The organism is Rhodococcus globerulus NBRC 14531, from assembly GCF_001894805.1.
In the GTDB taxonomy this organism is placed as follows: Bacteria; Actinomycetota; Actinomycetes; order Mycobacteriales; family Mycobacteriaceae; genus Rhodococcus_F; species Rhodococcus_F globerula.
The window spans coordinates 1777705-1791406 of sequence record NZ_BCWX01000001.1 but is presented as its reverse complement, the minus strand read 5'-3'; the positions used below and the strand labels follow the sequence as shown (position 1 = coordinate 1791406).

Here is a 13702-nt window from a genome sequence, read left to right as displayed (position 1 = left end):
TCACCTCGAAAGCAGGATCGACATGGGACGTACAGAACCTACAGAACGTACCGAACGTTTTAGGGGACGCACTGCAATCGTCACCGGCGCCGCTCAGGGAATCGGCGAGGCATACGCCCGCGCACTCGCAACCGAGGGTGCCAATGTTGTTGTCGCCGACCTCAATCACGAACTCGGCGAATCGGTGGCCAAACAGATCTCTGCCGACGGTGGCAGCGCGGTCTTCAAGGCGGTCGACGTTGCTGACGGCGCATCCACCCAGGCGCTCGCCGACTTCACGATCGAGCAATTCGGAAGCATCGAACACCTGGTCAACAATGCTGCCATCTACGGCGGAATGAAGATCGACTCGCTGCTCACAGTCGACTGGGAGTACTACCGGACGTTCATGAGCGTGAACATGGACGGCGCACTGCAGATGTGCCGAGCAGTAGTGCCCCACATGCGCGTCAACGGCGGTTCGATCGTGAACCAGTCCTCCACTGCCGCCTGGCTGTACTCCGGTTTCTACGGCCTTGCCAAGGTGGGAATCAACGGCCTGACTCAGCAATTGGCCACGGAACTCGGTTGGTCCAAGATCCGGATCAACGCGATTGCCCCCGGACCGATCGACACCGAAGCCACCCGCACGGTCACACCAGGCAACATCGTCAAGGACATGGTCAAACGAATTCCACTGCAACGCATGGGAACTCCGGAAGACCTGGTGGGCATGTGCCTGTTCCTCCTTTCCGACGAAGCTGGTTGGGTGACCGGCCAGATCTTCAACGTCGACGGCGGGCAGGTGTTCCGATCGTGACCGAGAATGCCAACAAGCCCACGCTCGGCTACATCGGACTGGGCAACATGGGCGCGCCCATGGCGACCCGTCTCCTCGACTGGCCGGCCGGGCTCGTGGTGTGCGACGCGCGAGCCGAAGCTCTCGAACCGTTCACTGCCGCGGGGGCTCGTGCAGCACGTACGCCGGCCGACGTCGCAGCCACGGCGAGCGTCATCTCGGTCACTGTGCTCGACGACGCTCAAGTGCGTGATGTCGTCAACGGACCTGATGGCATCCTCAGCACTGCTCGGCCCGGGACCGTCATCGCCGTCCACTCGACCATCTCCGACACCACCGCGGTGGAGTTGGCCAGCCTCTGCGACGAGCACAGTGTGACCTTGATCGACGCACCCGTCAGTGGCGGCGCCCCCGGTGCCACACAGGGTAAGCTCGCCGTGATGATCGGCGGGCCGATAGAGGCTTTCGAGAGGGTTCGCGAGCCGTTCGGATGTTGGGCAGAACTGGTGGTCCACGCCGGAGACATCGGCGCCGGCACCCGAATGAAGCTGGCGCGTAACCTTCTTCACTTCGTATCCTTCACCGCCGCTACCGAAGCGTCGAGGTTGGCCGAAGCGGCCGGTCTCGATATTCGCACCCTGGGTAAGGTCGTACGCCATACCGATGCCATTACCGGTGGGGCCGGCGCCATCATGCTGCGGACCACCACCGAGCCCGTTGACGAGAGCGATCCTTGGTACTCGATTCTCGGTCACGTTCGCAACCTGGGTGAGAAAGATCTGAGCCTGGCGCTCGATCTGGGTGACCGTCTCGGCGTCGACCTGCCCCTCGCGAACCTGGCACTGACCGGGCTCGGTCCAGGACTCGGTGTGGGGGTAGGCGCCCCTCCGGAAAATACCGCATTCTCAGGACCATCCACGAAGGAGCAGTCATGACCGATCTGAACGGACACTCCATCTCCGAGGCCCGGACACGCGGTGTGTCGAAAATGAACGAGGTGTACGGCTGGGAATTGCCTGCCGACGTTCCGGGAGAGTTTTTTGCCGTCACAGCAGATCATCTGTTTGCCGATATCTGGACTCGGCCGGGGTTGTCGATGCGTGATCGACGGTTGCTCCTCCTTGGCGCGATTACCGCCCAAGGGCAAACCGACGTCGCAAAAATCCAGATCAATGCGGCGATCCTCAACGAAGAACTCACCGAGCAGCAAGTCGAGGAAGCTGCCATCTTCCTGTGTCACTACACCGGGTGGCCTTTGGCAACCGGACTCAACAATGCCTTGATCTCGGTCAAGTCCGACCGGCGTAAGGCTGCCCGAGCTGCCGAAAAGGCCGCAACCGAACCAACTCCCGCGAAGGACTGAAACGCGATGGCCCTAGCGAACTCCACGGGAGCGACGCACTCGATTCGACCCGTCCTGGTACACGACGTAGACGCCTGGCATCTCGAAGCCGACGTTGTTGTCGCCGGATACGGAATTGCCGGAGTCAGCGCCGCCATCGAAGCGGCCCGAACGGGTGCGGACGTGCTCGTTCTCGAACGCACCAGTGGGTGGGGCGGGGCCGCCGCGCTGGCCGGTGGGTTCATCTATCTCGGCGGCGGTACACCGCTGCAGAAGGCACTCGGTTTCGAAGACACCCCCGAGAACATGAAGACGTTCATGATGGCCGCCCTCGGCCCAGGTGCCGACGAGGAAAAGATCACCGACTACTGCAACGGCAGCGTCGAACACTACAACTGGCTGGTCGACAACGGAGTGCCGTTCAAGGAGAGTTTCTACGGCCAGCCGGGCTGGGAAACTCCGTTCGACGACGGTCTCATGTACTCCGGCGGCGAGAACGCCGCGCCTTTCAACGCCATCGCCGCCCCGGCCCCGCGCGGGCACGTACCGCAGATGAGCGACAAACGCACCGGCGAGAAGGGCGGCGGGTTCATGCTGATGAAGCCGCTCGTCGAGACGGCGGAGAAACTCGGCGTGCGGGCCGAGCACGACATGCGGGTGCAACGCCTTGTTGTCGACGGTGATCGAGTGGTCGGCATCATCGCCAAGCGCTACGGCAAGGAAGTGGCTGTGCGGGCTCGGACCGGTGTTGTTCTGGCAATGGGCAGTTTTGCCTACAACGAGTCGATGGTCGAGTCGTATGCGCCGCGTCTGATCGGGCGGCCAGGTGCGGCCATCGAGGAGCACGACGGCACTGCCATCCGGATGGCGCAAGCTCTGGGCGCCGACCTCGCGCACATGGACGCCACCGAGGTCGCGTTTTTCGGCGATCCTCAGCTGATGGTGCGCGGAATCCTGGTCAACGGCCGCGGGCAACGCTACGTCAACGAGGACACCTATCCTGGGCGCATCGGCCAGGAAACGTTGCTCCGCAACAACAATGAGGCCTACCTGATCATCGACGAAGCCGCGTACGACGAGGGCGCCGGCGCTGACAGTTCCACGCCGTTCTTCCGGTTCCGCCCCAAGTGGGTGGCCGAGACCGCCGCGGAACTCGAATCGGACATGGGTTTGCCCGAGGGCACCTTGCAGTCCACTGTCGAGGTGTACAACCGCCACGCCGAACGGGGCGAGGATCCGGTCTTCGGCAAGAAACCCGAATGGGTCAAGCCGATCGGCTCCCCGATTGCCGCCCTTGACCTTCGGGGCTTCACGGCAGGCTTCACCCTCGGCGGCCTGCGAACGTCGATTCAGTCGGAGGTGCTGCACGTTTCGGGCGAACCGATCCCCGGATTGTTTGCTGCGGGCCGTTGCACTGCCGGAGTCTGTGCCGGCGGATACGCGTCGGGAACGTCGCTCGGTGACGGCAGTTTTTACGGTCGGCGCGCCGGGATCAGCGCAGCCAAGGGTTAGCGGGCGTACTCTCACCGACCGCGTCCCCGTCAACGAACCGAAAACGGACCTAAAGAGCCTCGCACCACATGATGCGCTGCGGAGCATTCGCCCTCGCCTCTGGACTGACAGTGAAACCACTCGACCGGCCCTCGACCGCGGTAGCGGCACCCGAAGATTGTCGAACCGGTGTGCCGGCAACTCCGGTTCGCGCAGAATGGAAGTCTGCGTACACACGGACGAACCCCGGGAGCGGTGCAATGATCCGACGACGGCTCGGCCAAACATTGATGGTGATCACGCTCGCCTCTGCGGTCGTCTCGACCGCGCCCGCCCAGGCGCAGGTGCCGTCGCCAGTCACGGCGCCGGGCACAGTGACCGCGACAGATCCCCTGCCACGAACCTTCTGGATCCCCGGCGCCGTCAACGGATCAAAGCTCACCTATTGGTCCACGGGACCGCTGAACCGGCCCGCGTTGAGTACGGGCGCGCTCTTCCTCCCCGCCGGTGATCCACCCGAAGGCGGCTGGCCGGTGATCTCGTGGGCCCACGGCACCGTCGGCATTGCCGACAAGTGCGCTCCCACGGTGACCGGGACCGTCGGCAGTCCATACCTCACGAACTGGCTCTCGCAGGGCTACGCGATCGTCGCGACCGACTACGTGGGGCTCGGCACGCCGGGAATCCACCCCTACCTGGACGGACCGTCGGAGGCGCACAGCATGATCGACATGGTGCGTGCTGCGCGTGCGGTCGAACCGTCGCTCTCACCGCGGTGGGTGGCACTCGGACAGTCTCAGGGCGGGCAGTCCGCGATGGTCACGGCAGCGATCGCAACACGATACGCACCGGAACTGGACTACCGGGGCGCGGTCGCGACCGGGGCGCCGTCGAATCTGGAGAACCTTGCACCACTCGTGGGGCCGGACTTTCCCCGATTGCCACTGACCGGCAGCACCGTATTCGTGTCGTACATCCTGGCCGGACTCCGGGCGGCACGACCCGATCTCGACATCGATCGTTACCTGACACCGCGCGGCACCGATGCCCTGGCCCGAGCCGAAACCGACTGCTACCAGGAAATGGCATCGGACCTCGGCGACGTCACGATCGGCGATCTGGTGAACCGGCCCCTCGACGATCCCGCAGTGCTGGCCGCTGCTCGCAGCATGCTGGAAATCCCGGCGACCGGGTACGATCGGCCCGTCTTCCTCGGGCAGGGGCTGACGGACGAGATGGTGCCGGCGCCGCTCGCGTTGAAACTCGCCGCCGAACTCGCCGCCAACCGCCAGCCAGTCACATTCCGCACCTATCCGACGGGGCATATCGAGACGATGCGGGCTGCACTCCCCGAGAGCCTCTCCTTCGTCCGGAACCTGTTCGAGCCGTAGATAAGTCGATGCTCAGCGCGGGGCCAGGTTCTTCAGTGCCAGAGCAAGAATGCGCTGCATGTCTTCGAACCGATAACTCGCCTCGGGTTGGCAGACTCGGACAGCGACCAGGTAATTCGACATGGCCAGTCCGTGCAGCAGACCCCAGAGCATTGGACCGATGTCCCGAGCCTCGCCGGCGATCAGGGTGCCGCTCTGCTGCGCCTCGACGACGCTACCCTCGACGAGTCCTTGCGGCGTGCGGTAATACGTCCGCGAGATCTGCACTATTACGGGGATGCCGAGGCAATCGTGTCTCGGCACGAGGCCCGTTTTCATCCGGCCCAAAAGGTCCATTTGCGTGATGACCGACCACAACTGACAAGCCACGTGATCGTGCAAAGTCATTGAAGTACGGATGCGAAAAGGAAGATCAGGGCCGAGCGCGTCTCGGAGGTGCCGACGACAGTGCCTCAGAATCGTTCGTTACTAACACACCCGACGATGAGACACTCCGAACCTGCGCCGGCCTTGCCGACTGTGAATCGCAGCAGTAAGTGGCGTGATTTTCGCGGCGCTTCCTGTCCGTGCTCCACGTGAGGGTGCGATGGGCCTGGGTCAGCGAAGTCCTCGGCTAAGCACGCCCGAAATGAGTAGTTGCACGAGAATGGTGGCCTCGTATTGGGCGTCGCTTGCGGCACCGATGCAGAGGTTGCCGATGCCTTTGAGCACGTTGTACGCATCGACCGGCGGAGCAGTGTCAACGGACTCGAGTGTTGCCTCGAGGAGGTCACTACACACCGGTACGAGACGGCCAACGAAGTAGGTGTGCAGAGCGTCGGACCCGGCGCTGTCTCCGTGGAGTGCGCCAGCGAGCCCGTGTTTGGTGACAAGGAAATCGACGAACAAATCCACCCATGCCCGCAAGGCCACCTCGGGCGTCGCGCTCTCCGCGAGTAGTCGCGGGCCGGCTTCTGCGCATGCCTCGACCTGGTGTCGGTACACCGCCACTACGAGCTCCGGACGGGTCGGAAAGTGACGGTAGATCGTCCCCACACCGACGCCGGCTTTCGCTGCGATCTCCCGCACCGGAGCGTCGACCCCGGACGTCACGAACACCGCCGCCGCTGCGTCAAGGAGTGCCTGCTGGCTTCGACGCGGACGGCCCACCTGCTGGGGCTGCGCAACGCGCGACTGGTCGCTCTCGGTGTCAGCCATATGCCTGTCCTCACCATTCGATCGGGTGTACTTGCATTACGGAACACTGTTCCGTAACGTTACGGAACGTCGCTCCGATAACCAGTATCGCAGAGCGCACCCGCAGCAAGGAACTTTCCATGACCTCATCAATGATCAACACACTGAACGGCATTGTCGGCGCCGGCACTCCGGTCGTCTCCGTTGCAGCGACCGAACTGTCCGCCCCCGACCGGCCGGTACCGCTGGAAGTTCGGGTGTCGGCCCCGGCGACCGGCGCGAACCTGCCGATCGTGGTGTTCTCCCACGGCAACGGGTGGAACCTCGACGGGTATGCGCCGCTCACCGCGTTCTGGGCCTCCCGCGGGTTCGTCGTGATCCAGCCCACCCACCTCGACTCGCGCCGGAACGGTTTCGGGTTCGACCACCCGGTGTTCCCGACCATCTGGACCGAGCGGATCACGGATCTCACTCGCATCCTCGACCAGCTCGACACCATCGAGGCCGCCGTGCCCGGGCTTGCCGGCCGCATCGACCGCAGTCGAGTTGCCGCCACCGGTCACTCCTGGGGCGGACAGACAGCGCAGTCGCTCCTCGGCGCTCGGATCTTCGACGAAGCAGGCCAAGTCGGCGAGGACATGTCCGACAGCCGCGTCACCGCGGGCATCCTGTTCGCAGCAACCGGCGTCGGCGGCGACGACCTGCATCCGTTCGCGAAGGCGAACTTCCCATTCATGCGCCCCTCGTTCCAGGAACTGACCACGCCCACACTCGTCGTCGCCGGCGACCACGACCAGTCCAAGATGTCGAGCCGCGGCCCCGACTGGTTCACCGACGCCTACACACACAGCCCCGGCGCCACCGACCTTCTCACCCTCCACGGTGCCGAGCACTCGCTTGGCGGAATCGTGGGATACGAAGTCGCCGAAACCACGGACGAAAGTCCGGAACGGGTCGCCGTCATCCAGCGGATGAGCACCGCCTACCTTCGCAGCGCTCTCCGCGTCGATGAGACCAGCTGGCCCGCCGCCCGCGCCGCATTCACCGACAGCGCCGACCCGATCGGGCACGTCGACAGCAAGTGACAGGCCCAGTTAGGTCTCTCGTCGTGCACCAATGGTCGCTGGCAGAGGCCTGACTGCGGTACTTGGGAGCGGCACGTCGACAGCGACTACTGCCGGCGAGACTGGTGGTGGTCGTAATGAGATGAAGACGTTGCGCCGGATGCCGGGATGACTGCATTTTTCAGAAGACGACTGCGCGCTCGGTGGAAGCATCATCACTGAGTCGTTCCCTGACTGACTGCTGAACCTTGAGTCCGAGAATTGATCGGGTGTTCCCTAAGGTTGGTGGTGTCCAGAGTGGACGCTCTGGATGCCCAGCGCGGTGGGGTGTAGCTGATCGGGTTTTGTTGCTGTCGTAGCTCGATAGGACTGGCTGCCTCACCGTTCTGGACGCTCCGGTCGCTGATTGAGAGCTGATGCGAACGGTCGCTGTTTAGGGATCTGGTGACGGAGACGTCCACGGGCCCCACCTGCAACGACAGGAGCGAGTTGATGAATGATCACCTCACCGTGTGGATCGGGATCGATGTCGGGAAGGCCTCGCACCACGCATGCGCGATCGACGACACCGGAAAGGCCCTCTGGAGCCAGAAAGTGCGCAACGACCATACGCCGGCTGCTTCGACGCAGAAAGAATGACCGCAAATCGACTCCACAGATGACGGACGGAACACACATTACGATGGACGCCGTCACAGCCACGCTCCCAACAATATTGGCCCACACAGCATCTGCTCACAAGGCTCGAACACAGAAGCCGGCAAGCACGTCGACAGAATTGCTCAGGTCCATTCTGTGGCTCTCAGCCCTGACGGTCCGGACTACCTCGCACTACTCCAACTATAGTTGCTATAGTCAAACTTTAGTTGGAATGAGGAGGTGCCTGCCATGCAGCTGAACAGGCCGTTCGCCACGGTAACACCGACCCTGGACGGCGACGTGCTAGCTGTCTTGGCGAGCGCGGAGGTCACGTTCACGATCAGCCAGGTCCAGCGCATCCTCGCCACGGGGTCGGGCGAAGGCATCCGCAAGGTCCTCACCCGCCTCGTCGCGCAGGGTGTGGTGCGCCGCGATCAGGTAGGTAGGACCAACACCTACCGCCTCAACACCGAGCATCTCGCGGCCGAGCCCATTATGGCGCTTGCACAGCTGAACTCCACCTTCCTCAAGCGCCTCGAAAAGCACCTGGACGGGTGGCACAAGACGCTGCGATACGCCGCAGTGTTCGGATCGGCAGCGACCGGGCGCATGAAGCTCGACAGCGACATCGATCTGTTCCTGGTACGCGCCGCTGACGCCGGCAACGACGGGGACGATGCATGGGAGGAACAGGTAACCGAACTCGCCCGACTGGTCACGGCGTGGACCGGCAACGACGGCCGCGTCGTCGAGTACGCCGAAGACGAACTCCGTGCCGCGGCCGCCGCCGGCGAACCCCTGCTCCGTGACGTGGCGAAGCAGGGCCTGACCGTAGCGGGAACACGGAGCTGGTTCAACGCGCAACTGCTCCCCGCTGCGAGGAGATCCTGATGGCGGGACAACGCGACTGCGACTCCGTTGTCACCGCGGGGCGCATGTCCAAAGCGAACGAGTTCTTCGACGCGGCTGACTATCTCGGAGAGGAGATGCCCAACGCCGCCGGGGACTTGTACGTCGACGCGGCTATCGCCGCCTCGGACGTACTCTGCTGCGTGCGCCTCGGTGTGCACTCGAACACCGGCAACCACAGCGAGGCCATTGCCCTACTCAAACGTGCCGACAGTGGATCCGAACGGCATCTGAACACACTGCTGAACTTGAAGAACAAAGCGGCCTACACGCACCAGGACCTGACCTCTGCGGAGTTGAAGAAGATGAACCGCGCGGCGGAGCACCTGGTCGAGGCAGCCAAGCAGGCAATGGCCGCCCGGGGGTAGTCCGCCGACTCCCCGGGATCCAGCGCGCCTACCGTTGCGTGGTGCGCCGTCGTTTGTTCACAAAAAAATGCGCTTTGAGCCATCACAGCTGTATTACCCGATCATGCATCCCGATCCCTGCATTACCCGACTACCGCTTCCACGAGCGTGGGTCCAGGGACCGCATGTGCCCGGCGCAACGCCGCCCGCAACTCTCCCACCGAGTGCACCTGAGAGGACGGCACTCCGTAGCCACGAGCGGTCGCACACCAGTCCAGACTCGGATTGGTAAGCGAAGTCAGAGAGTTCGCCAAGTCGCCACTGGTGTGACCGAGGCGCTGCAGTTCGGTGTTAAGGATTCCGTACTTTTGGTTCGACACCAAGACGACGGTGATATCAGTACCTTCGCGGGCCATCGACCACAGTGCCTGAACCGTGTACTGGGCACTGCCATCGGACTGAATCGCGACGACGCGACGTCGTGGTGCCGCCAACGACGCACCAAAAGCTACAGGTAGTCCCTGTCCGATTGCACCACCGGTGTTGGTAAGAACACTGTGACGCGGCCCGTTCTGCGATGCTGCGAAAAAGCTGTGCCCGACAGTGCCACCTTCGATTGAAACAATGGCGTCCTCCGGCATCGTCTCAGCCGCCACAGAACCGATGGTCCATCCGTCCAGGCCCTGCTCATCCGAGAGCGCGGCAGTTTGGCCACCCACACTGACGGTGGCCGTCGAAGCGCCCACCGGGAGGCCGGACAATTCTTCGTCCAGCGCAACAAGTGCGGCGTACGAGTCCTCCTCGCCGGTCGACAACGTCAGTGTTGCAACGCCTTCAGCAAGAGCACTCGGATGTTCCCGGTACCCGAAAAACGCGACCGGCGACTTGGTACCGACCAACACCAGCGGGGCAGCGGTCGATAACGCCGCAACCACATCTTCGGGGAAGTACGGCAACCGGCCGAACTCAGGGCGGTCTCCAACCTCGATCAAGTCGCGCTGCCGTCGTTCCGGTGAATGCGCGGCCACCAGTTCGTCGACAGATCCGATCAAGTATTGTGCGGCAACGAGTTTCGAGCGCATCCCCGCCAATGAGAAACACCGGCCGCGCATCATTCGCTCGTAGGCTCGCAGCAACTGCCTCCACCGCGCTGCCCGCAGGACGTGACCGCGCGGTCTGGCAGGAAGTCACCGAGAGCGGGATTGCATCCTGAATCGTAAACAATCCCAACTGGGTGCATCGCCGTGTTCTCCAAACCTATTGCGCCACTATTCCTTTGAATCAACGGGACAGTGCCATCCAAGATCGGGTTCAAACCCTTGAACCATGCCTGCGCGACCGCAGCCGTGTCACAGGCAGTGACCAGTTTCGCGGCACGGCACGCGATACGAAGGCGTTCGACATCGGTGTCGTTGCCGATGGTTCGCGTGCCCTCCACCCACAGACGGACCGCCCGTGTTTCCTTGACCTTCCCGAGATCCGCGACAAGGCGAGCGCCGAGCATCTCGCGCAGTGCGGTCACCAGTTCCGCCCGCTTCATGCGGGCAGCAAGATTGTAGGCAGCGAGATCAGGACTCGGATGCGCCGTAGTCGTACAAATACAGCTCCCAATCACAGGGAAGATCACATCGAGAAACCCGCCATCAACACAAGCTCGTGTGGCATCGACCATGGCTCGAACTGGCCGACAAACTGTTGAGTGACCCGCTGTTCGACTCTGCCAAAACCACGTTCTTCCTGCGCAGAAGACTGAACCGAGATTTCTCGGCCTATTCGGTTGAGAACGGCATCTTCACTCCATGTCCCGCTGGATTCCGGCGAATTGAACCGCTCCAGAGAGGTTTGAACAGAGTCCCCAACTTGGCGTGATTCCGATCGGTCGCCGCGCCGGGATCAGGGCAGCCAAGGGATAGCGGGCACATTTTCACAACGTGGTTCTCATGCCGACCAGTGGGATTCGCACAGCGGCTTGGCAGGTTCGCGCCGCTATCGTCGGAGAAAGAAACCACACGAGATGGAGTCGACGATGAACATCACTGTGCCCGAGGGTAAAGATCCCATCGAATACGTGTGGGGTGACCTGGTTCCCGAGATCGGGCGCGCGGCGTCGAGACTCTCACGCGCGGTCACCACGAAGTCGACTCTCGGCCTACGCGAGTTCGAGGCCGCACGGTTGCGGATCGCGCAAATCAACGGCTGCATCGTGTGTATGGACTGGCGCACCGAACGCGACGGAGTAAAAGTTGAAGATACTTTTGGCGAATCCGTTGAAAACTGGGAAACCACTGACGCTTTCGATGACCGCACGCGCCTGGCCGCCGAATACGCGCAGCGGTACGCATTGGATCACCACGGCCTCGACGACGCATTCTGGGAACGGATGAGCGCGCAGTACAGCCAAGCGGAGATCGTCGAACTCTCGATCAGCATCGGATCGTGGATCACGTCCGGTCGGCTCAATCACGTTCTCGGACTCGACACGGTCTGCGCACTGCCCGGTCAGTGAAGCTGGGACTCACGGCGTCGTTCCAGAAACAAGGTGTCACGCCACTGTCCACCCAGCTGGGCGATCCGTGAGCGGGTGCCGACAATGCGGAATCCGACGGCCTGATGCAGAGCAATGCTCGCTCGATTCTCAGGGAAGATGGACGACTGGATTGTCCAGATCTCGCTGGTGTCGGCGGCCTGAACTTGATGACGAAGGAGCAGTTTTCCGACGCCGCGGCCACGCGCTGCGCCGCCGACGTAGATGGAGTTCTCGGCAACACCCCGGTAGCAGTCGCGCGATGAGGTGGGACTGAGGGTCGCCCAACCCACGACGCGGCCGTCGATCTGGGCTACCCACCGATGATCGGGCAACCATTGCTCGTCCAGCTTCTGCGCGGAAGGCACCGACGTGGTGAATGTTGCTGTACCGGTGTCGATTCCCTCGCGGTAGATCGATCGCACGCCGTCCCAGTCACGCTCGTCCATTCTGCGGAGCGTGACGTCTGTCGGCAAGGCCCCCAGTGTGTCGCGCACCTGCGCCCGCGGCGAGACGATCTTTGCCGCGTCCATGAGGTCGGAATACGCCGAACCCGCAACACGGATCACGGAAGTCCCGCCTTGGACGTCGACATCGATGAAACCCACGTTCGCGAGCGCCTCGAGATGGGTTCCGAGTGTCGACGGTTCGATGCCGGTTTCACCTGCAAGTGCGGCAATCTCGACTGGTCCGACTGCAGCGAGTTGCAATACTCGAAGCCTCGCGGGATCTCCCAGACACGCAAATCGACGGGCAAGAACGTCAGTGTCTTCGGCTGCGGCGACGCTGCGCGTTTCGGAACTCACCCGGTGATGATAACCGCGCTGACCAGCATCTAGGTTAGTCAGATCTCGAACGATGCGAGAGAAGTGAGCAATAACTCACCGGCTGATCGGTACCTATCGCTGGGTACCGATCGCGTCGGCGATCATGGGCCAGGAGTTGTGCAGGTCATCCTGCCAGTAACCCCACGAGTGAGTGCCGGTCGGCCGGAAGTCGTACGTTGCCGGGATTCCCAAAATATTGAGGCGATCCGCGAGACGCTGCGTGCACTGATTTGTCCCCGCCTCGATGACGCCGCCCACGATCACCTGATTAGCGAGGACGCCCGGATCTCCATTCACCATCGGCCCCGCCAAGGTCTCATGTGGGCCAGGTAAACCTGTTCCGTTGCTGATGTACAGGTCGATGCCACGCAACTTCTCCGCGTTGACAACCGGATCGTTGGCCACCCAGGCCGGGCTGCCGGGCGGACCCCACATGTTGTTGACGTCGCCGCCGCGGAAGCTGACCACGAAGGTCACATAGTCCTGACCCGGTTGGGTGCTCGTCTCAGCGCAACCGCTGAACGCTCCCACGGCGCGATACACCGACGGCGCCGCTTCGGCCAGACTCAGAACCGATGTGCCGGCCATGGATAGACCAGCGACGGCATTCTCCCCAGTCGTTCCGAGCGTTGCGTCGACGATCGGGGGAAGCTCCTCGGTCAGGAAGGTCGTCCATTTATTGAGTCCGAGAACGGGATCGGGTTGCTGCCAGTCCGTGTAGTAGCTGTATGCACCGCCGATGGGATTGACGACGTTGACGTTCTTGTCACCGAAGAAATTGACGACGTCTGTCCTGGTCTGCCACGTCGCCGAATCTTCGCCGCCGCCGGCTCCATTGAGCAGATAGAGCGTCGGCCGTGGCGCGCTCGCATCTGCTGGGAGGATCACCTCGAGCGGTATCACTTTGTCCATCGCCGCCGAGCGGACGTACATCGTCAGTTGGCGGTCGTTGACCACTTCGATGCGATCGAGCGCGGACCCGTCTGCCGATGTCGGTGTGCCGGGGGGAAGAGATCGAGACTGATCGGCAGACGCCAGCGCTACTTCACCGAACAATCCCGTCGACGCAATGAGTGCGCCAACCAGTAGTGCCCGACTGTGTCTGATCCTTCTCATTGCCGCTCCTCGTGCTCGATTGCGGTGCCCGAAAACGGGATGGTCGCTCTTGTGTCATTCCCCCACAGTCCAATCCGAAAACATCACCCGATCAGTAC

General features: G+C 62.7%; 14 protein-coding genes and 2 pseudogenes. 10 read left to right on the top strand and 6 right to left on the bottom strand.

From position 1 onward, the window contains the following. Positions 1-22 precede the first annotated feature (22 nt). The 5 genes from RG2_RS08005 to RG2_RS07985 all read left to right on the top strand — a co-directional run bounded on the left by RG2_RS08005 (position 23) and on the right by RG2_RS07985 (position 5002). Positions 23-799 carry an SDR family oxidoreductase gene (locus RG2_RS08005; RefSeq protein ID WP_033230879.1) on the top strand — a complete coding sequence of 259 codons (777 nt, stop codon included), beginning with the start codon at positions 23-25 and terminating at the stop codon, positions 797-799. Next, entirely contained in the window at positions 796-1713 is a 918-nt protein-coding gene (locus RG2_RS08000) for an NAD(P)-dependent oxidoreductase (protein WP_033230880.1), read from the top strand. Before RG2_RS08005 ends, RG2_RS08000 begins: the two co-directional genes overlap by 4 nt. Beyond that, positions 1710-2141: a carboxymuconolactone decarboxylase family protein gene (locus RG2_RS07995; RefSeq protein ID WP_033230881.1), complete on the top strand. Its 432-nt coding sequence runs from the start codon at positions 1710-1712 to the stop codon at positions 2139-2141. Before RG2_RS08000 ends, RG2_RS07995 begins: the two co-directional genes overlap by 4 nt. 6 nt (positions 2142-2147) lie before the next feature. Then, a complete protein-coding gene (locus tag RG2_RS07990) occupies positions 2148-3632 on the top strand; it encodes an FAD-dependent oxidoreductase (protein WP_080711550.1) in 1485 nt (494 codons plus the stop codon). Between the two features lie 239 nt (positions 3633-3871). Continuing rightward, complete coding sequence (locus RG2_RS07985) at positions 3872-5002, top strand: lipase family protein (RefSeq protein WP_033231410.1); 1131 nt, start codon at positions 3872-3874, stop codon at positions 5000-5002. Between the two features lie 12 nt (positions 5003-5014). Here RG2_RS07985 and RG2_RS31760 read toward each other — a convergent pair whose 3' ends face one another. Both RG2_RS31760 and RG2_RS07975 read right to left on the bottom strand, forming a co-directional pair. Next, positions 5015-5305, bottom strand: a complete 291-nt coding sequence (locus RG2_RS31760; RefSeq protein ID WP_155276668.1) for a hypothetical protein — start codon at positions 5303-5305, stop codon at positions 5015-5017. Positions 5306-5599: 294 nt separating this feature from the next. After that, a complete protein-coding gene (locus RG2_RS07975; protein WP_033230883.1) occupies positions 5600-6199 on the bottom strand; it encodes a TetR/AcrR family transcriptional regulator in 600 nt (199 codons plus the stop codon). 119 nt (positions 6200-6318) lie between these two features. Here RG2_RS07975 and RG2_RS07970 point away from each other — a divergent pair, with 119 nt between their 5' ends. From RG2_RS07970 to RG2_RS07955, 4 genes and pseudogenes are all read left to right on the top strand, one after another. Further along, complete coding sequence (locus RG2_RS07970; protein ID WP_033230884.1) at positions 6319-7263, top strand: alpha/beta hydrolase family protein; 945 nt, start codon at positions 6319-6321, stop codon at positions 7261-7263. A gap of 471 nt (positions 7264-7734) precedes the next feature. Beyond that, positions 7735-7848: pseudogene (locus RG2_RS07965) on the top strand (IS110 family transposase); the annotation flags it as partial. A 282-nt stretch (positions 7849-8130) separates the two neighbouring features. After that, the gene (locus tag RG2_RS07960; protein WP_033230885.1) at positions 8131-8772 is read left to right on the top strand and encodes a nucleotidyltransferase domain-containing protein; all 642 of its coding nucleotides are present in this window, start codon (positions 8131-8133) and stop codon (positions 8770-8772) included. Further along, entirely contained in the window at positions 8772-9158 is a 387-nt protein-coding gene (locus tag RG2_RS07955; protein WP_033230886.1) for a hypothetical protein, read from the top strand. Before RG2_RS07960 ends, RG2_RS07955 begins: the two co-directional genes overlap by 1 nt. Before the next feature lie 122 nt (positions 9159-9280). On the opposite strand, the gene RG2_RS07950 is transcribed toward RG2_RS07955, so the two are convergent. Continuing rightward, the gene (locus RG2_RS07950) at positions 9281-10219 is read right to left on the bottom strand and encodes a thiamine pyrophosphate-dependent enzyme (RefSeq protein ID WP_051730185.1); all 939 of its coding nucleotides are present in this window, start codon (positions 10217-10219) and stop codon (positions 9281-9283) included. Between the two features lie 176 nt (positions 10220-10395). Then, positions 10396-10677 (bottom strand): annotated as a pseudogene (locus RG2_RS07945) (hypothetical protein); the annotation flags it as partial. Between the two features lie 486 nt (positions 10678-11163). Between RG2_RS07945 and RG2_RS07935 the strand changes: the two are divergent. Then, positions 11164-11643, top strand: coding sequence for a carboxymuconolactone decarboxylase family protein (locus RG2_RS07935; protein WP_033231413.1), 480 nt, complete (start codon positions 11164-11166; stop codon positions 11641-11643). Here the strand turns inward: RG2_RS07935 and RG2_RS07930 are convergent. Next, on the bottom strand, positions 11637-12467 hold the full coding sequence (locus RG2_RS07930) for a helix-turn-helix domain-containing GNAT family N-acetyltransferase (RefSeq protein ID WP_033230887.1): 831 nt from the start codon (positions 12465-12467) through the stop codon (positions 11637-11639). The two genes, RG2_RS07935 and RG2_RS07930, sit on opposite strands and share 7 nt — an antisense overlap. 93 nt (positions 12468-12560) lie before the next feature. After that, a complete protein-coding gene (locus tag RG2_RS07925; RefSeq protein ID WP_033230888.1) occupies positions 12561-13604 on the bottom strand; it encodes an alpha/beta hydrolase in 1044 nt (347 codons plus the stop codon). Positions 13605-13702 lie beyond the last annotated feature (98 nt).